The 17,200-nt window shown below is 58.3% G+C and carries 16 protein-coding genes; 4 read left to right on the plus strand and 12 right to left on the minus strand.

Going from position 1 to position 17,200, the window contains the following annotated elements; translation table 11 throughout:
• Positions 1-8 precede the first annotated feature (8 nt).
• The 6 genes from IGS55_RS02980 to IGS55_RS03005 form a co-directional block, all read right to left on the minus strand.
• Positions 9-476, minus strand: coding sequence for a cache domain-containing protein (locus IGS55_RS02980; RefSeq protein ID WP_329958117.1), 468 nt, complete (start codon positions 474-476; stop codon positions 9-11).
• A gap of 239 nt (positions 477-715) precedes the next feature.
• Positions 716-1,153 (minus strand): hypothetical protein, encoded by a 438-nt coding sequence (locus IGS55_RS02985; RefSeq protein WP_230515929.1) that lies wholly within the window; start codon positions 1,151-1,153, stop codon positions 716-718.
• 7 nt (positions 1,154-1,160) lie between these two features.
• Positions 1,161-1,547: a hypothetical protein gene (locus IGS55_RS02990; protein WP_128141487.1), complete on the minus strand. Its 387-nt coding sequence runs from the start codon at positions 1,545-1,547 to the stop codon at positions 1,161-1,163.
• Between the two features lie 111 nt (positions 1,548-1,658).
• On the minus strand, positions 1,659-2,210 hold the full coding sequence (locus IGS55_RS02995) for a DUF4142 domain-containing protein (protein WP_230515930.1): 552 nt from the start codon (positions 2,208-2,210) through the stop codon (positions 1,659-1,661).
• Positions 2,211-2,310: 100 nt separating this feature from the next.
• Positions 2,311-2,964 carry an SMI1/KNR4 family protein gene (locus IGS55_RS03000; protein WP_230515931.1) on the minus strand — a complete coding sequence of 218 codons (654 nt, stop codon included), beginning with the start codon at positions 2,962-2,964 and terminating at the stop codon, positions 2,311-2,313.
• A complete protein-coding gene (locus tag IGS55_RS03005; RefSeq protein WP_051990904.1) occupies positions 2,961-3,365 on the minus strand; it encodes a MerR family transcriptional regulator in 405 nt (134 codons plus the stop codon). Before IGS55_RS03005 ends, IGS55_RS03000 begins: the two co-directional genes overlap by 4 nt.
• Before the next feature lie 153 nt (positions 3,366-3,518).
• Between IGS55_RS03005 and IGS55_RS03010 the strand changes: the two genes are divergently transcribed.
• Positions 3,519-4,313, plus strand: a complete 795-nt coding sequence (locus IGS55_RS03010; RefSeq protein ID WP_230515932.1) for an SDR family NAD(P)-dependent oxidoreductase — start codon at positions 3,519-3,521, stop codon at positions 4,311-4,313.
• A gap of 3 nt (positions 4,314-4,316) precedes the next feature.
• Here IGS55_RS03010 and IGS55_RS03015 read toward each other — a convergent pair whose 3' ends face one another.
• Positions 4,317-5,210 (minus strand): LysR family transcriptional regulator, encoded by an 894-nt coding sequence (locus IGS55_RS03015; RefSeq protein WP_230515933.1) that lies wholly within the window; start codon positions 5,208-5,210, stop codon positions 4,317-4,319.
• 101 nt (positions 5,211-5,311) lie between these two features.
• On the opposite strand from IGS55_RS03015, the gene IGS55_RS03020 reads away from it, so the two are divergent.
• Complete coding sequence (locus tag IGS55_RS03020; protein ID WP_230515934.1) at positions 5,312-6,751, plus strand: amidase; 1,440 nt, start codon at positions 5,312-5,314, stop codon at positions 6,749-6,751.
• Between the two features lie 113 nt (positions 6,752-6,864).
• Here IGS55_RS03020 and IGS55_RS03025 read toward each other — a convergent pair whose 3' ends face one another.
• The gene (locus tag IGS55_RS03025) at positions 6,865-7,293 is read right to left on the minus strand and encodes a DUF2061 domain-containing protein (protein WP_230515935.1); all 429 of its coding nucleotides are present in this window, start codon (positions 7,291-7,293) and stop codon (positions 6,865-6,867) included.
• Positions 7,294-7,511: 218 nt separating this feature from the next.
• On the opposite strand from IGS55_RS03025, the gene IGS55_RS03030 reads away from it, so the two are divergent.
• Positions 7,512-8,291, plus strand: coding sequence for a hypothetical protein (locus IGS55_RS03030; protein ID WP_230515936.1), 780 nt, complete (start codon positions 7,512-7,514; stop codon positions 8,289-8,291).
• Between the two features lie 64 nt (positions 8,292-8,355).
• On the opposite strand, the gene IGS55_RS03035 is transcribed toward IGS55_RS03030, so the two are convergent.
• Entirely contained in the window at positions 8,356-9,735 is a 1,380-nt protein-coding gene (locus tag IGS55_RS03035) for a chitinase (protein ID WP_230515937.1), read from the minus strand.
• A gap of 537 nt (positions 9,736-10,272) precedes the next feature.
• Here IGS55_RS03035 and IGS55_RS03040 point away from each other — a divergent pair.
• The gene (locus tag IGS55_RS03040; protein WP_230515938.1) at positions 10,273-10,647 is read left to right on the plus strand and encodes an NAD(P)H-binding protein; all 375 of its coding nucleotides are present in this window, start codon (positions 10,273-10,275) and stop codon (positions 10,645-10,647) included.
• A 379-nt stretch (positions 10,648-11,026) separates the two neighbouring features.
• On the opposite strand, the gene IGS55_RS03045 is transcribed toward IGS55_RS03040, so the two are convergent.
• The 3 genes from IGS55_RS03045 to IGS55_RS03055 form a co-directional block, all read right to left on the minus strand.
• A protein-coding gene (locus IGS55_RS03045) for an IS3 family transposase (RefSeq protein ID WP_230515939.1) occupies positions 11,027-12,189 on the minus strand; the annotation gives its coding sequence in 2 pieces (ribosomal slippage) (positions 11,027-11,934 and positions 11,934-12,189; 1,164 coding nt in all).
• A 416-nt stretch (positions 12,190-12,605) separates the two neighbouring features.
• The gene (locus tag IGS55_RS03050; RefSeq protein ID WP_230515940.1) at positions 12,606-16,364 is read right to left on the minus strand and encodes a hypothetical protein; all 3,759 of its coding nucleotides are present in this window, start codon (positions 16,362-16,364) and stop codon (positions 12,606-12,608) included.
• Positions 16,365-16,876: 512 nt separating this feature from the next.
• A complete protein-coding gene (locus tag IGS55_RS03055) occupies positions 16,877-17,110 on the minus strand; it encodes a hypothetical protein (protein WP_230515941.1) in 234 nt (77 codons plus the stop codon).
• Positions 17,111-17,200: the final 90 nt, after the last annotated feature.

The raw sequence follows: 17,200 nt of genomic DNA on the forward strand, positions 1-17,200 counted from the left end.
GCGGCCGGCTACAGGTAGATGCCGCCGCAGACGACGGAATCGGCCAGTTTCTCGCAGTACATCACCTTTGGCTCGATCTTCTTGGTTTCCGGGTTCGTGAATTTGTATTCCTGCCAGAACGTCCCTTTGCTCTTGGCCAGGTCGACTCGTTCCTTGACGAAGGCCTTGCCATCGATATCCTTCAGCTCGATCAAGTTCTTGCCGACCATTTTCGGGTTGGCGCCATGCGCGGCGACCGTGCCGTCGAGTTTATAGACGACCAGGTACAGGTCGTGCAGGATGAATTGGGGCGACTTGGCCGTGATCTCGCCATACGCCTTGGCGTCGCCGGCGCTCTTGATGTAGGCCACGCCTTTCTTGACCATGGCTTCGGCGTCGGCGCGCGTGGCGCCGCCTTCGGCAGCGCTGGCGATACCGGGCAGCGTCGCGGCGGCAAGCATGACCGACAGGCAAATGGCAGGGGTGAACTTGGGCATGAGAATCTCCTTCATATTGCGGCAGGGGGAAGCCGGCGGGGAACCGGTGCGGTGAGGCGGCGCCTATCGAAGTGCCGACGTTTCATAGTAGCGCGATGCCAGCAGACATGCGCTGGTGCAACAGTATTTTTTTGAGTGGGGCGTTTTTGCAACGTCGCGTGCAGGTGGCCGCAATCGCGTTGACAGAGGGAAAAAGCGGCCGGAAGCTATCGTATCGATAGTGTGGCGGCCGCGCCGCGCTACCAGCTGGCCGGGTCTTCCGCCGCAGCGCGCGCCAGGTCGTCGCGCCAGTCCTGCTGTGCCAGCCGGTAAATATCCGCGAAAAAGGCGCGCGGATCGTCCATCTCATCCCACAAGGCGGGCAGGGCGTTCGTGCTTTCGGGGTCGTGCTCGAGGATGGCCTGGAAATCGAAAGCGGGGTCTTGCAGCGCCTGCGCCAGCACGGCCACCAGCGCCTGGCGGTGGCGGTAGCTGAGTTCCTTGTATTGCGACGTGATGTCGCGGCGTATCAGCGCCGCGCGCTGGGCTGGATCGTTCATGTTCCAGGTGGCGAGTTCCACGCCCAGGGTGTGTTCGCGGTCGTACACATCGAAGGGACCAAGGAAATGGTAAAGCGTGGGCTCATATGGCACGTCGACCCAGGGGTTGCGCAGGCCCTTTTGTCTTTGCGTGCTCATCGATCGTTCACGCGCATACAGGCAAGGTCCAGCCTTCGTCACCGAGGTCGGTCGGGTAGATGGCGCGGGTCTGGTTCTCGCCCCAGCGTGCATGGTCGAGGATGCCGTCTTCATGCATGTCGAGCACCCATTCCGTGCTTTCCAGCAAGGTGCCATCCTTGTGGTAGACACGGAAGAAGGTGGATGTGCTCAGCGCGCGCACGATGTTCTGCGGCACGCCGTTGCCGTAGTGCGGCACATAGGTCTTGATCACGCACGTGCCCTGGTTGTTCCACTGCTGTGCATACACGGTGGCATTGCGCGCCGCGCTGACTTTGATGAAGAGCCAGCCTGCCAGCAGGAAGATGAGCAGGAAGGCGGCGGCGATCAGGCCGGTTTTCTTGAGTAGCTGCATGAGGTCATGGCATGGCCGAAAACGAAGTTGCCGCATTGTATGTCAAGAGCAGACATGCTTGCCGTACGGCACGTACAGCAAGCATGTCCCCGCTAATTGCCGTCAACTTGGCTATTTGCCCACTGCAGCATGCAAGGTATTCGCCATTTCCAGGTGATGTTGCAACGCTGGCAAGGTCTTCGCGGCAAAGGCCTTGATCTCGGGATCGCTGGCCTTTTGGCTGGCATCCGTAAACAGTTTCACGGCGTCCTTGTGCGCCGCCACGCCGATGGTGGCTGCATATTCCTTGTCGAACTGCGCACCTTCCAGGCGGCTCAGCTTGTCGATCTGCGCCTGGTGTTTCTTGCCGGGCTGGTCGCTGACCTCGATCTGCTTGCTGCTGGCCAGCTGTTTCAGCTCGTCAGCGACTTTCGCGTGGTCCGTGACCATGGCATCGGCGAATTTCTTCACTTCCGCATTGGTGCTCTTGCTTTGCGCTATTTTGCTTGCGGCGATTTCCGTGCTGCCCGCGTCAGCGGCCTTGCTGAGGAATTGCTTGTCGTACGCGCCCGGTGCGGCAGCGGCGATGCTGTTGATGGCGATGCCGCTCAGTATGGCCACGGCGGCGCCGATGGCCACGCTTTTCAGGGAGGGGGTACGGGAACTGGTGGTAGGGATAGGCATGGCAAATCCTTTCGGGTGTGGTTTTTTCTACAAGCTGATGACAATGTTAAGCCAGCAGCCCGCGCACACCCATAGGACAGTCGCGATTATGCCCGTAGGACTAGTCCTGTTCGTTAGCGCACAATTCGACTTGTTTAAGAGCAAACAAAGCGGTGATGCCGGCATCACGGCGCCAGGCGGGCATGCCGATATCGAGCCATTCTGCCATCGCGTCCAGGTGCGATGGTTCCGAAACGCTGTGTTCGAGTTCATCGAGCACCGTGTCGCGGTCGATGTACAGGCTGTCCAGCCACGCGTCGAACGACGGCGCCAGTTCCATCAGGCCGTGGGCGCGCTTGCCCGTCCAGTCCGGCAACTGCTGCACATAGGCCAGTACGCGGCCGCCGCCTTCGTCCGTCAGGTCCAGGTAAACCATGGAATTGCCGCCATCGCGGGCGAAGGGCAGGATGCGCACGGGCATGTCCGTGTGCTTGCGCGCGGCGCGGATTTCACCGACCAGTGTTTCATCGCAGAAATCGCCTTCATCCGCGCTGAAGAAGGTATTAAAGCCCATTTTTTCCACGCCGCCATTGCCGTCCGGCACATCAGTGGTGTAGTCAAAACAGGCGCCGTTGGCCACTTTCAAGAACGCCAGGAAGGCGGGCGGCAAGGGCGCTTCCAGCAAGGCCTCGATGGCGGCGATCTGCCGCGCTGTGGGGGCGGGCTTGGCGTCCTCGATCGCCAGGTGGCGGTAGCGCGTGTAATAGTTGCTCATTGATTGTCCTTGTATTTATTCTTGTATTCCACTGGCGCCACATCGTTGCAGCCCGTCTCCACCTTGGCCAGCGCATCGACGAGGCCCGCGCGCAGCACGGCCATCGAGCGGGCCTTGTCGTCGATCTGGGCAATTTTCGTTTCCAGCATAGCTCGTTTGGTCTGCGCATCGAGCGCGTTTTCCTGCCAGACGGCAATCACGTCGGCGATTTCCTTCAAGGTAAAACCCAGCGCCTTGGCGTGGCCGATCAGCTCGATGCGCCGCAAGGCTTGCGCCGAATATTCCTTGTAGTTATTCGTCAGGCCCGGCTGCGGGGCTTCATCCAGCAGCCCCTGGCGCTCGTAAAAGCGCACCGTGTCCTTGCTGACGCCCGTCAGGCGGGTGATTTCTCCGATGCGCATAGTTTTTTGACTTTCTACTAATTTGTGAGACGCGAACAATATGCAGGGCAAGCCTGTGCAACGCAGCCATGTGCTTTTTTTGTGCTTCACGCTTGACCGTGGACTAAAGTCTACAGTTTACATTGAAAACTTCATCTACTCCACACCACTGCCATGACCGCTTTCAACTATACCAACCAGACCGTGCTGATCACGGGCGCCTCGTCCGGCATCGGCTGCGTCTTTGCGGAAACCCTGGCCGCGCGCGGCGCCCATTTGCTGTTGCTGGCCCGTTCCGGCGCCGTGCTCGACAGCCTGGCCAGGGAACTTTCCCAGCGCCACGGCATCCGCGCCCATGCGCTGGTGGCCGACCTGAGCCAGCCCGGCGCCGCTGCACAGGCCTATGCGCAAGCGTGGTCGCTGGGCATGGCGCCCGACGTACTGATCAATAACGCGGGATTCGCCACGCATGGCCGCTTCGAAAGCATCGACCTGGCGCGCCAGGCGGCTGAAGTCACCGTCAATTGCACGGCGCTCATGGAAATGACGCACTGCGCCTTGCCGCACATGCTGACAAAAGGGCGCGGCGCCATCATCAACGTGGCCTCCACGGCCGCGCTGCAGCCCGATCCCTACATGGCCGTATATGGCGCCAGCAAGGCTTTCGTGCTGTCTTTCTCGGAAGCGCTGTGGGCGGAAAACCGCAGCCGCGGCGTGCGCGTGCTGGCCCTGTGCCCGGGCGCCACGGAGACGGCTTTCTTCGACGTCGTGGCCGCGCCCGAAGCGGCTGTAGGCAAGCGCATGGATCCGCAAGCCGTCGTCGATGAAGCGCTGCGCGCGCTGGACCAGGGCCGCAGCAGCCATGTGGCGGGCAGGCCGAACCGGCTGCTGGCGTGGCTGCCGCGCTTGCTGCCGCGCCAGACCGTGCTGGGTATCGTGGAAGGCATGCTCAAACCGAAGACAGCCTAGGGTTCAGAAGGCCATGATGCGCTCGCGCAACCAGCGGTGCGCCGGGTCCAGGTGCATGCGCTCGTGCCAGACCATGGCCATCTCGTAATCGGGCAGGCTGACGGGCGGCTCCCACGTGCGCAGGCCGCCCAGGGCGTTTTTCAGCAGGCGCGACGGCAGCAGGGCCACCATGTCGGACGCCGCCAGCAAGGGCGGGACGATGAGGAAATGCGGCACGGACAGCACCACCTTGCGCGCCCGCCCCAGCTGCTCCAGGGCCGTATCGACGTTGCTGCGGAAACCGCCGCCGTTGGGCGAGACGACGATGAATTCGAGCGCGCAGAACCGGTCGAGGTCGGGCTGTGCCTGCAACAACGGGTGGTCGTGGCGGCCTGCCAGCACGTAGTGCTCGGTAAACAAGGTGCGGTGGCGCAAGCCGGGCGGCGCTTCTTCCTGTGCCAGAAAACCCAGGTCGACCTGGCCGCTTTCCAGGTCTTGCGCCATGCGCGCCGGCACGGCCTCGAAGACGGCCATGCGCGACAACGGCGCCTGCGCGCGCAGGGCCGGTAACATGGGCAGCAGGATCGCATATTCGGTGGCGTCGGCCGCCGCCAGGTTCCAGCGCACCTCGGCCGTGGCCGGGTCGAACGGCTGTTCTGGCTGCAAGACTTGCTCCAGCTGGGCCAGCACGGCTTGCAATGGTGCGAACAGGGCCAGCGCGCGCGCCGTGGGCAGCATGCCGCGCGGGCCGGGCAGCAGCAGCGGATCGTCGAAGGCGGCGCGCAGCTTACCCAGCTGCACGCTGACGGATGGCTGGCTCAAGTGCAGCCGCGCGGCCGCCCGCGTCACGTTGCGCTCGATCAGCAAGGCATCCAGGGTCAGCAGCAGGTTCAAGTCCAGCTTGCGCAAATTGTTCATGGCTATACCTTGTATATCAACTATTCATTTCCACTATGATAGCGCAAGCCCTACAGTTGTTCCTGTGACTTTTATTCTTCACCTTTTACAGGAACTAACTGATGCAACTCCATGAATATACAAGCTTTGATGGGCTGGGACTGGCCCAGCTGCTGCGCGATGGCGCCGTCTCTGCGGCGGAATTGCACGATGCGGCCGTGCGCGCCTGTGCCGCCGTCAACCCGCACATCAATGCCGTGGTCGAGCTGTGGCCGGCCGATTTCACGCACATCGATCACACGGCGCCGTTCGCCGGCGTGCCATTTTTGATCAAGGATGTGGCCGTCACCATGGCAGGCAAGCGCAGCGAAGCGGGCAGCCGCCTGGGCGCCGGCCACGTCGCCGCGCTGGATTCCCACCTGATGACCCAGTTCCGCCAGGCGGGACTAATCGCCTTTGGCCGCACGAGCACGCCGGAAATGGCCTTTGCCACCACCACGGAACCCGTGCTGTACGGCGCCACGCGCAATCCGTGGAACGTGGCATTGAGTGCGGGCGGTTCCAGCGGTGGCGCGGCGGCGGCCGTCGCGGCCGGTATCGTGCCCCTGGCCCATGCGACGGATGCGGCCGGTTCCATCCGCGTGCCGGCCGCCTCGACGGGCCTGTTCGGCTTGAAACCGAGCCGTGGCCGTGTCTCGAACGGCCCCGTCATGGACGAAATCTTCAGCGGCCTGGGTGTGCAGCTGGGCGTGAGCCGCACGGTGCGCGACAGCGCCGCCTTGCTTGATTGCGTGCAGGGTGTGCTGCCGGGCGAGCCATATGTGACGGCTGCGCCCGGCCACAGCTGGCTGTCGCAAGTGAGCGTGGCGCCGGGCAAGCTGCGCATCGCCGTGCAGCGCGCCGCCTGCAATGGCGCCCATCCCGTGCCGGCCATCGATGCCGCGCTGGACACGACCGTGCGCCTGCTGGAAAGCCTGGGCCACCACGTGGAAGAAGTCCCGCCCGCGCTGGGTGTGTCGTGGGAAGCGTTCGTGCACGCCAATGCCGGCATCTGGTGCGCCAACCTGGTGCCGTGGATAGACGCCCTGGCGCAAGAGAGCGGACGCGGCGTGTCGCTCGACACCCTGGAAGCGGCGACCCTGGCCTGCTATCGTCATGGCCAAACGGTGTCGGCCGTCGACTTCGTGGCCGCCCTCGACGTGCGCAACACCGTTACGCGCCAGGCCGGCGCCTTGTTTGGCCAGTACGACGTGCTGCTGACGCCCACCATGCCGGATGTGCCGTGGCAGCTGGGCCGCTATGGCGAAAAGGAGGAAAAACTTGACGGCGTTGGCTGGACGGCGCGCCTGTTCGAGCATTCGCCGTACACGCCGCTGGCGAACGTGGCGGGCTTGCCAGCCATGTCCGTGCCGCTCGGCATGTCGAATGACGGTTTGCCGGTCGGCATGCAGTTCATGGCTGGCTATGCGAACGATGGGATCTTGCTGCGCCTGGCGGGACAGCTGGAGCGGGCGGCGCCGTGGGTGCAAAAAAGGCCTCCCGTGTGGGCGGGCAAGGTGTAAGCCTGCCTTGCAGGCGGCTGAAACCGGCCGCCATATCGGCTTTGGCCCGCGGCAAGAAGCCGGGGTCGGGCCCGGCGGGTCCGCCCCCAGTCCTTGTTCTTGGGTGAAAAATATCAGGTGGGCAGCGTCGCCAGCGGCACCGCGCTGCGGCTTTCCACACGAAAGCGGGCTTTTTCCCACAGCCGGTCGTGGAAGGGCAGGACGATCACGTTGCAGATCGGCTCGACCACGGCCAGCAAGCCGCCAAACGCCATGGAACCCGTGGCCCAGTACATGACGCCGAACGCCACGCCCATGTGCAGGGCCGTCTGGCTGAGCTTTTCGCCGGCCAGGGCGGCAAAGCCCAGGCGGCTTGCGGCGTAGCGGCGGCGGATCGCGTGCCAGGCTTTTTCATGCCACGGCAGCAGGGCCACGTTGATGACCGGTTCGATGATGGCGGCCAAGCCACCGAGCGCCAGGGAGCCCGTGAGCAAATAGGCGAGGCCGAAGGCGATCGACATGTGCGTGCAGACCTGGCTGAATGTTTTGATCGCGGTGAACAAGGGAGGCTCCTTTCTGTTGAATTCGCTTATCCTTGATTTAGATAGTAACGATTCTCATTTACAAAAGGAAGCAAAATATTTCAACCGAATCAATAGAAATAAACTATCAATACCTGCAATTACATTTTATTTTCACGAAATCGGGCTGATCCCGTCCAAAACACGCATTTGCTACCTACACAGTAAACCAGCATGTGCTGGGGTTTCTGGAGAACAGCATGCCCACCCTTTTTAACGATGTACTGACCACGCCACAGCCCTGGTCGCAGCAAGTGATTGCCGAGTGGCGCGACGTTTTTCCTGCGCAACACGGCGCCAATCTCGATGATTTCGTCGTGCGCGAGTGCCGGCGGCGCAACGCTCTCATGGACATGCGCAGCGTCGTCGGCCAGTTGGACCATTATGCGGGGCAATCGTGGCGCGACGCGGCGCTGGCACCGCAATACAAACCGGGCAAGATGCGCGCCGTTTTTGCTCAATATGAACGCAATCCGGACTACTATTTCAACGGCGAACTCGACAATGGCATCGTGCTCAGTTCCATCGATGGCCACGATTGGTACACGGATGGCGGCGGCAATCACCGCACGGTGCTGGCGAAGTTCGCCTGCGACCGCATTGCGCGCCGCACCGGGCGCTATCCGCTGGTGCGCGGCGTGTCGACCTGCCGCTATGAGCCGGACATGCAGGCCTGGCTGTTGTTTTGCCAGCTGCGGCAACGCCATGCGCAGCTCATTTCCGTGGCCGTCACGCGTGAAGACAGGCATAGAGCCGATGTGGCCGGCGCGACGGACATCACCTGGCGCCTGCGGTTCTTCGTGCTGGACCGTCGTTTTGGCGGTATCGGTATTCCTCGCGCCGGGCATCTCGACGCCGCATGCTTTTGCGCCTATGCCCGGCATGTGCTTGCCCAGGACGGCAAGCCAAGCTGGCGCGACCGCGTGCAAGATTGCCTGATTGCCGACCCGGACCGTCTCGTGTACCCGTCCGTAGCGTAAGCACGCCTACCTATATGGTGTGCAGGCCGGAGGAGGGCAGTGCTCGTCCGGCCTGTCTGATGCCTTATGGCAAGGTCTTCAGCACGGTCTTCGTCGGCACGGAGAAATTATAGTTGTCGTGGCGGTCCCAGTTGATCGACCACGTCATTACGCCGCGGAAGTCCGGATACGCCTGCAGCGGCTTGATGGTGCCGCAGTTGAGCAGGCGCGTCAGGCAATTGAGGGCGTTGCTGACGTCGGCATTCGTCGTGAAACCCGAACCGGCCGAGCTGCGCCCTGACGGCACGCCAAAGCCCACTTGGTCCGGACGCAGGCCAGCAAAGGTATTGCTGCCGTAATTGAAACCTTCGATCAGCATGCGCGCCGTGGCCACCAGCTGGTCGGCCGAGCCGGCCTTGATGGGACCCGTGGCGTACGGCGTATAGATATCGCCATTGTTGTAGTACTGCGGGTGCAGCACCGTCAGCTCCGAGCGCAGGGCGTTGATGATGGGAATATAGGCGCCCCAGATGCTGCCGTAACTGGTGTAACCACCTTCCACGTATACCCATTCCGGCGCCATCGACAGGTAAAAGCTGCTGCCGACCTTGGCTTTCAGGTTTTTCACGGCGATCGGCAGATAGGTCTGGATGGCCGCGCCTTGCGCCACGCCGTTTTCCAGGTCCAGGTCGATGCCGTCGAAACCATATTTGGTGATGATGGCGTACAGGCTGTTGGTGAAATTCGTCGCTTCGGCCGTGTTGCCGACGGAAACGGAGCCATTTTGGCCGCCCAGCGACAGGATGACTTTCTTGCCCTTGGCACGTTTGGCGGCCACGTCGGCGATGAATTGCGCTTCCGTGCCGGCGCCCGGATCGATGGTCAGGCTGACATTGCCGCCGCCCGCGTTGTCGCCGAACGAGACGACGATTACATCCCAGTCATCGCTGACCTGGCTGATCGGGTAGGTGGCGCCGCTGGGGTTGGTGAAGTTGTGCCAGTAGCCGATCAGCGCGTGTTTCGCCAGGCCCGTGGGAGTGGGAGTAGGCGTCGGTGTTGGAGTCGGGGTAGGTGTTGGCGTAGGTGTCGGCGTAGGTGTCGGCGTAGGTGTTGGGGTAGGAGTTGGCGTAGGTGTTGGGGTAGGAGTTGGCGTCGGTGTTGGCGTAGGAGTTGGTGTCGGCGTGCCGCAGTCTCCCACCGCCGTCCAAGGCTGGCCGCTACCGGCGCCGCCGTTGCTGGTCGACGGGTTATTGCCTTGCGTCCACCAGTTTGCCGTGTAGTTGACGTTGTTGTAGCTGGCCTGGCCGCCGCCGTTGTAGGCTGTGCCGCTGTTCCACGGCGCGTAGCAGGCGACCGCTTGCGTGGCGCCGGCCAGCAGCTGGCTTGCGCCAGCGCTGGATCCTTCGCTGCCTCCGCCGCAGGCTGCCAAGGTTCCCCCGAAGAGGGTAATGATGAGGGTATTCATGACTGTCCGGTTCATTGCGTCTCCTTGTGTATTTTTTTTGCCGGCCGGCTGGACACCGTCCGATTTTTCAGAGTGCAAGCATTGCAGGTGGTAGTCAACTGGTTTTATTCTTTGCGCAAGATCACAATACCAGTTGCAGTCTTTCCCCATGGGACGCGCGATGCGGGCCATACCAGTGGCTGTTTTCTGGCGCGCTGGTATGGTGCTTGGATTGGTGACGGGAGCAGGGCGGGGAAGGGAGGAAGAATCTCGCAACGGCTATGACGCTGTTTCCTGGCGCAATACGGCATACGACACGCGACAGCTCCAGCAGCATCTGCGTCAAGGCCACGGCCTGATCATCGGGATTTAATGTTGAGATTTCTCATTGAAAATAATCTGCAAATAGCTGATTTCATTGCCTATTTTGTTGATGCTGCTGGCAGTGGAATATTAGTCGCGGGCGGCAATTTGCCACCAGTCAAGCGCATGTGTTCCTTTCATTAAAGAAAGCCTGTAAGTTCCTGTATGGAACCATGCCACGGCGAAAGCGAGAAGATGAAAAAGATAGTGATACCGGGTGCAGGCGGACAAGTGGCGCAGTGGGTCATCCGCGCCTTGGCGGGCCGTGAAGACATTGCCTTGACGTTGTTGTTGCGCAATCCCGCCAAGCTGCCTGCGCCAGTTCCGGCAAACGCCGCCGTGCTGGCCGGCGACGTGCTGGATCAGGCATTGCTACGGCAAACGATGCCTGGTCACGAAGTCGACTACGAACTGACGACACGCCACGCGCCATTCAAAGGCACCGTAGTGTCGCGCAAGAGCGTGGCAGACCTGATCGCCAGCATCATCGAAGCGCCGGAATTGCATCGGCACGCCAACCTGGGCGTGCACAAACCGAACACGGACGGAGACAAGCCGTATTTCATGTAGCTTGTTCAAGCGGCGGCAACAGCGGCGCGCAGATCGGCGCAGATAGGGAAAATCGCGTTTGCGATTGGGGAGATGGCAAAATGGGGGTTTTCTCAAATTCATCCATAACTTCGCATAATTTATATTATGTAAAATTGCTAAAAGAGTGCACAATCAAAGCAGTACATGCACGTTCGTTTGAGTACGCCGACAGCATTTTGAGTACTCCAGCGACAGCATTGTAGGTACTCTGGGGCTTCGATCTGAAAAAGATCAACTTGCTGTCGCACAATACTTCGAACAATCACCTATATCAGTAAGTAAACCGACATAATTCTCTATCATTCTCTGCGCCCCCCCTTCCGTGCATTTTGCGCGGCTAGTTGGCTTACTGTAGTGGTCAACCCATCACGGACACTACGTTAAGTTTTTCTTCTGCGACGGCCGGTGCCAGTCCCTGGTTGAACTGATGTGGCCGTATCCAGTTATACCGATGCATCAGGTAGTGGCTGATGTCCCGTTGTGCTTCTTGTGCCGTCACGTAACCGGTTGACGGCACCCATTCCGTTTTGACGCTACGGAATAGCCGTTCCATCGGGGAGTTATCCCAACAATTTCCCCGCCGGCTCATGCTCTGTCGTATCCGATAGCGCCACAAGCGCTGACGGAATTTTCGACTGGCGTACTGGCTACCTTGATCCGAATGAAACAGCAGCGCCATCGGTCGACCTCGCTGCTCGTAAGCCATTTCCAGCGCTTGCACAACAAGGTCAGCGTCGGGTCGTAGCGAGAATGCCCAGCCCACCGCTCGGCGAGCGAACAAATCCAACACCACTGCCAAGTAATACCATCGGCCTTGCGCCCAGACATAGGTGATGTCCCCGCACCAGACCTGATTTGGCGCCTCGACTGTGAATTCACGATTGAGGTGGTTCGGAATATCGACCCGTTCCACCGTGGCCTGCTTATAGGCATGGCTGCCAGGCTGCTTGCAGACCAGCCCCAACTCCTCCATCAAACGACTGACTTTGAAGCGGCCAATTGCCGTGCCTTCCTCGCGCATCATGCCCATGATACTGCGGCTTCCCGCCGAACTACGACTCTCGACGAACAGCGCGTGCACACGGCTACGCAATGCCATGCGCTCAACATCAATGTGGCGGGCGCGCTCCCGATATGCATACAGGCATGACCGCGCTACGTCGAACACCGCGCAGATCAACTCGATTGATTCGTCACCACAAATCTGATCGATTACCTCGTACGTTCTATCCCTTCCGACATCAAGAGCGCGGTAGCCTTTTTTAAAATGGACTTCTCCCGCTCGAGACGCTCAATGCGTGCTTCGAGTTCCTGTATTCGCTGCTGATCAGACGTTATTGCCTTACTCTGTGGCGTGATGCCCTGCCGCTCCAACTGAAGCTGCTGCACCCAGCGGCGCAGCACTGATTCGCCGATGCCCACCGACCGGCTTGCCTCCGTATGGCTATATCCTTGATCCAGTACCAGGCATGCCGCCTGCTGTTTAAACTCAGGGGAAAACGTACGTCTTTGCTTGCTCATCAAACACCTCTCCATGGCGAGCATTCTCGCCTAAATCAGTGTCCGGGTACATTAAACCACTACAAAGTCGTCGTGCCCTGGCGGTCTCAAGCGCAAGTGTCTCTAGCGCAAATACCAGTGCCAGCCGTCTCCTTTTTTCCGACCATTGAAGTCTAGGGCGACTGAGGCATCTCGCAAGTGCTCGCGTCTTGGGTTTCATCCAGCGGTACACTGCTAGGCTAACGTAGCGTTTAACGAGTTCTTGACGTTGCTGAAGAAGTTTTCGAGATTGGGGTGACATACCGATTGACCTAAGTATCTGACCAAGCTGTTCAAAAGACGTTCTAATCTATCTGCTAGATCAGGTCCCAAGTTCGCCGGCGAAACCCTCCGGCGATCTCCGTAGGCCAACAGGCGTTCCTACTACCTTTTACGTTCTACCACCGTAAAGCCTCTTTTTGCGCTGATAGGTCCGCTTGCTCCGCATCGCGCAACCAGTTCTCTGAAATTTGCATCAACATTGCGGCTGTCCGCGGCCATGCCGGCATGGTTTCGGCCCACTCGCGAGACTCTCTCGCAAGCATACGCTCTTGATCACCGCCTTCATCCATAGCTTTACTGTAAACTCCTCGCATATTGAACCGTTCCGTGATCACACCACGTTCAAGTTCGTCACACGCGAGCCGTTCGATGGCTGACCTTACTGATTCATGTGGCCATGCATTGTCCTTCTTGCTTAACGGAGCATGAGCGAGGATCGTTCCGATACGTTGTTCAACAATCTTCTCGCGATCAACTTCCACGGCAAGGCGACGAACCTCTATACACCAGGTAATAAGCAGCCCCTCATCTATGTCATCCTCTGCCTGCCCCGGAAGAATACGAATGCCCATGAGCAGTTCATATGCTACTAGCGCTAGCTTTTGTGCCTGCTCAGTGGGTGGCTCGCTCGCTTGCTTTGCCGGTTTATACACCGCGCAAATTGCATCAATGAACAGGCGTGGCTGCTGGACGATCAAGGTATGAAGCACCAGGGGCTTCTTTCTGGTGTGAAACACTGGCAGGTACATAAACTCTAGAGCCGCGATCTTCTCTGGCGCAATATCCTGTCTCTTGCGCAACTCATCGAAGGCCCGCTCGATGTTGTAAATGGAGATGGTCCCTACTGGGCCCCCTGCCCCTTTGATTTCCTGAACCGATTCATCCAGCAGGCGGATAAGAAGCTCTGTAGGAAGCTCAGAAATTCTTCGATTTGCCGAATCCAACGCGGCAAGAGGTCGTTTACGAGCCAAGTAGTTGTTAATGGCAAGCACGAGTTCGTCAAAGTTCCCCTTAATATAATATGAGTGCTTGAGCTGCCAGTACGTATCATCGACTTCACCTCCATAGGCCTTTACGTATGCCCACGTTGCCGCCGATTCATCAAGTACCATGAGAAGTCTTGCAATTCGCTCTGGAGATGCCCCCTCGCCAGACAACTCATCTGCGATAAACGCCATCCACTTGGCGCCGAAGCGCGAGACTCCCTCCGCCAGGATCACACCGGCTAAAATATCAAGTTCTTGGCGTGCTCGCAATGCTTGGACAAAGAACTGACACAGCGCATCAAAGTCTAGGTCCAAGCCTCGCGCAGCATATGCGACGTGTTGCGGTAGCTTTACCTTTTCAGCAAGTTCAATAAGGCCAGGCGTTCCTGATTCCTGAACTACCTCGCGAATAGCGTTGAGACGCGCAGTGTTAATTGGTTTTTCTGGATCAACATCCTCCTGCCCTTTCCCTGGTACATCAGGCAACCAGTCATCAAAAAGCCAAGTTGAGCGAGCGACAGCATCATTCGGCGCAAAGGTTTGCACTAATAAGTCAAGTTGAGTCAAAGCTTCATCTCGTAGTGCCCAATCGGTGTGGGCGTATGTAAGATGGCGGTTAACTTCCTTCCGTAGAGCATCCCAAATGGAAAAACGTGCTTCCTCAGTTGTCGATGCTAGAGCATTCTCCAGCGCCTTTGCAGTTCCGTCAAAGGACTGCTTCGGAAAATGGCTGACGGCGCCAATAAGCTCAACCCACCGTCCGGCGTCCAAGCCTGCATGACGCGTCGCCATGTCAATAACAAATTCCTGAGTTTCCCAGACTAACCCATACGTGAGCACTTCAGCGTTGGCCTCTCCAAACTCACGAAAGGCCGGTTGCTGTGTAGGACTCGAATGGTCATGTGCGGTTGGCAACAATTTTGTTAATAGCTGCCAAGCAATAGAAGGCACCAACTCCAAAACACGCGCAAGTACACCTATTCGCTGCTTTGTCGTCGCCCAAGTGCTTGGGGACCAAGACAGAAAAATGGAGCGAAGACTGTTGATTGGACGATTAGAGGCAGGTCCACCCGGGTCAATCTTTGCCAGTCGAGCAAGGCACAATGCCACCCTGAAGAGGAGATGTTGATCCCAGGCTAGTAGCTCCAATCCCCAAAGAATTCCGTAGTGATAGCTTTGGGACCCGATGTGCCCCTTGTACTCCTGAAATATGGGGCGAATACCAGCTTCGTCGCCCTCAAGCAGACGCTCGAGGGCCTCAACGAAAGGGATCGGTGCCGCTTCCGCGAGTAGTGCCATCTGGTCTTGCAGGCTTGCAAGCAGTCGATAGTCACTAGACAGACCTGGCAGTCCTCGTACAACACTATTGACGTACTCTTGTGGTGTAGTACCAGCCACCCTGAATTCTGCTTGCTCATGCAGAACCGCCATGTGCAGGAGTGTGTTCATCATACCGTCGCGTAACCACCTGCTATGGGTGTCTGGGGACCTCTGTGCAGCTGGTCTGAAGACCTCGTCCGCCTTCGGAGGCTCGGCTATTGTCCCGAAGACGGTCTTGGCAGCTTCTGAAAATCGAGCTAAATGTTCGGCACCTATGAGGTGGCCAAGATGAACGAAGGCATCTACAGATGCTCGTAGTGCCCAAACATCCGCGATGTAGTCAATCGGCGGATCCTGCAGCTTGGCAAGCGTTCGAAGTGGAGCCTCGCACGCTGCATAGTCCTTTTCCCCTGCAATGCTAAGCAAAACTTCTTGATCTGCCTTTGTGGGCACGTGCCAAGCTCCAGCCAAAAGTGCTGGCAGTAGCTGCGCACCGCGATCCATCCATTCCGGATTTTGAGCTGTGCCACCGGGCTCTTGCCGCGCAAGCACAGTAAGGCTACGGCCGCAACGTCGCGCAAGATCATAGCCGTCTTGCTCCGTAAAGCCCATTTTCGACAGGGCCTTTCCGAGCTCTGTACTTGACGGACGACGCAGTACCACATGGTCATGTTTCTTGTCATCCGCTCCGGCACTGACCACCGTCGGCCCTTTCTGCGCAAGGTATCCAGCAAGTACGCGGGCTTGGCCCCGCGGTAGGAACGTAAGTCCAGAAATATCAGCGACATGACGAGCGGCATCCTCGGTGTCAACAACGAGTGTCTTTGATTCTAAGAAGTACCGAACAGCAGGTTCCGACAGTCGGATTGCAGCAACTACAAAGGCGACGACCTCGTCAGGAGCATCGGCCGCATACGGTAGCTTGCTGACACCTTCGTTCAGGCGCTGAATCAATGCCATAGCTTGCTGCTCTCTTCCTGCTAACAGAACCTGTTCTACCAATTGCGGACCGAATCGACTTGAATACTCATCCCAAAACTCGTCCGTACTGCGTATGCCTGTAATCGGCATGAGTTTGAGTTCGAGTTTGGCATATCTTGCTGCCACGGCAGGAGACTGGCTAAGCCAATCCTCAATCATCGAACCGTCTAGATAGATAACATCCTTCCACAGTGCAAGCTTTTTCTTTGTGTCGACCCAGTCCGCAAGCTTTTCATGGCCATTGTTCCACGTGCGCGGCGTCGCGAAAACAAAGGTTGTCTGCTTGCGTTTATCCTCGTCAACTTCCCTAGTCCGCTTGTCGAAGTCGGAATTGGCTTTGATGGCGGCATCTGCACTAACGCCGAACTCCCATATCGACGCTCCGTCAGGTACATATGGTAAAACACCGGTCGCTTCGAGAACGCCGTCGAATCCTCTAACTTGTCCCTTGTCACCATTTGGAAAGCGAATTGTCGAAATACCTTGCGCCGACGCACGTATGAGGTCGGCAACCATACCCGGGAAGACGTTCCGTGCACCAAGTGTATCCGCCCAGGCCTGTAGGTTTAGTGCAGTGATCCAGCGCAATTTCGTTACCTCTCATTTTTGTCAGGATGGTGCATAATTTTTAAGCAAAACATGTGCTATGCTGAAGCAATCGGCAGGTTATTAGCTATAATCGTAGCGGTCTGAGATGGCATTATGATAAGCAATTCACAAATTCAATACAATAACGGCGCATTCTTGGATATTGATGAACGTCGTTTCGCAAAGCATGTGCCGGTTGCATTGGCCCTTCGCACTGCACCGGCTCCAATTGTGAACGAAATTATCTTTTTAGCTAACCTCCAGGTAGAAAGTTGGGAAAAGAGTTTGCTCTGTAGCAGAGACTATATTTCTGCTTGGCGAGAACTTCTCAAGCGACCTAGTGACGCGGCCTCCATTTTGGAAGAGCGGTCGTCTCGCGCAGCTGCTTTGCGCCAGAACTCCCCTTTTGTTGCCTCGGTTCGAAAATTCCATGCATCCTCCAAAGTGCCCACACAAGACTAGACATCCATCTTATTGCTATGGGCTTGGCAAGCACGCGGCGTGAGTGGCACTCACTCCAATGAGTGTCCATGCAGGCGTAGACGCTGGTAGATCGCCATCTTCTGCCCGGACAGAGGAGCACGCTCTGCGTCTTCATGCCAGTCGATCATGGATACTTCTTCAGACGTCACATCATTTTCCCAAAGAAGATCAGCCAGCTCAGTGGCATCAGCGTGCGATAAATGAAGGCCGTCTTCGCACTCAGCGACTAATACATCGCCAATAAGATAGATTCTGGCTCTCACAATACTCCTTTTAAGCAAACCTTAAGTGATACGCCCCCTACATAGAAAGTCGGCTTTTGGTAGCGGCCTCTCAGGACTTCAACTCATCTG

Source organism: Janthinobacterium sp. EB271-G4-3-2, from assembly GCF_020858035.1.
Taxonomy (GTDB): domain Bacteria; phylum Pseudomonadota; class Gammaproteobacteria; order Burkholderiales; family Burkholderiaceae_D; genus Janthinobacterium; species Janthinobacterium aestuarii.

Coding starts and splice junctions, on each gene's coding strand:
- IGS55_RS03020 (WP_230515934.1), top strand. CDS start 5,312: ATGCAACTCCATGAATATACAAGCTTTGATGGGCTGGGACTGGCCCAG.
- IGS55_RS03000 (WP_230515931.1), bottom strand. CDS start 2,964: ATGAGCAACTATTACACGCGCTACCGCCACCTGGCGATCGAGGACGCC.
- IGS55_RS02985 (WP_230515929.1), bottom strand. CDS start 1,153: ATGAGCACGCAAAGACAAAAGGGCCTGCGCAACCCCTGGGTCGACGTG.
- IGS55_RS03040 (WP_230515938.1), top strand. CDS start 10,273: ATGAAAAAGATAGTGATACCGGGTGCAGGCGGACAAGTGGCGCAGTGG.
- IGS55_RS03005 (WP_051990904.1), bottom strand. CDS start 3,365: ATGCGCATCGGAGAAATCACCCGCCTGACGGGCGTCAGCAAGGACACG.
- IGS55_RS03010 (WP_230515932.1), top strand. CDS start 3,519: ATGACCGCTTTCAACTATACCAACCAGACCGTGCTGATCACGGGCGCC.
- IGS55_RS03030 (WP_230515936.1), top strand. CDS start 7,512: ATGCCCACCCTTTTTAACGATGTACTGACCACGCCACAGCCCTGGTCG.
- IGS55_RS03035 (WP_230515937.1), bottom strand. CDS start 9,735: ATGAATACCCTCATCATTACCCTCTTCGGGGGAACCTTGGCAGCCTGC.
- IGS55_RS02990 (WP_128141487.1), bottom strand. CDS start 1,547: ATGCAGCTACTCAAGAAAACCGGCCTGATCGCCGCCGCCTTCCTGCTC.
- IGS55_RS02995 (WP_230515930.1), bottom strand. CDS start 2,210: ATGCCTATCCCTACCACCAGTTCCCGTACCCCCTCCCTGAAAAGCGTG.
- IGS55_RS02980 (WP_329958117.1), bottom strand. CDS start 476: ATGCCCAAGTTCACCCCTGCCATTTGCCTGTCGGTCATGCTTGCCGCC.
- IGS55_RS03015 (WP_230515933.1), bottom strand. CDS start 5,210: ATGAACAATTTGCGCAAGCTGGACTTGAACCTGCTGCTGACCCTGGAT.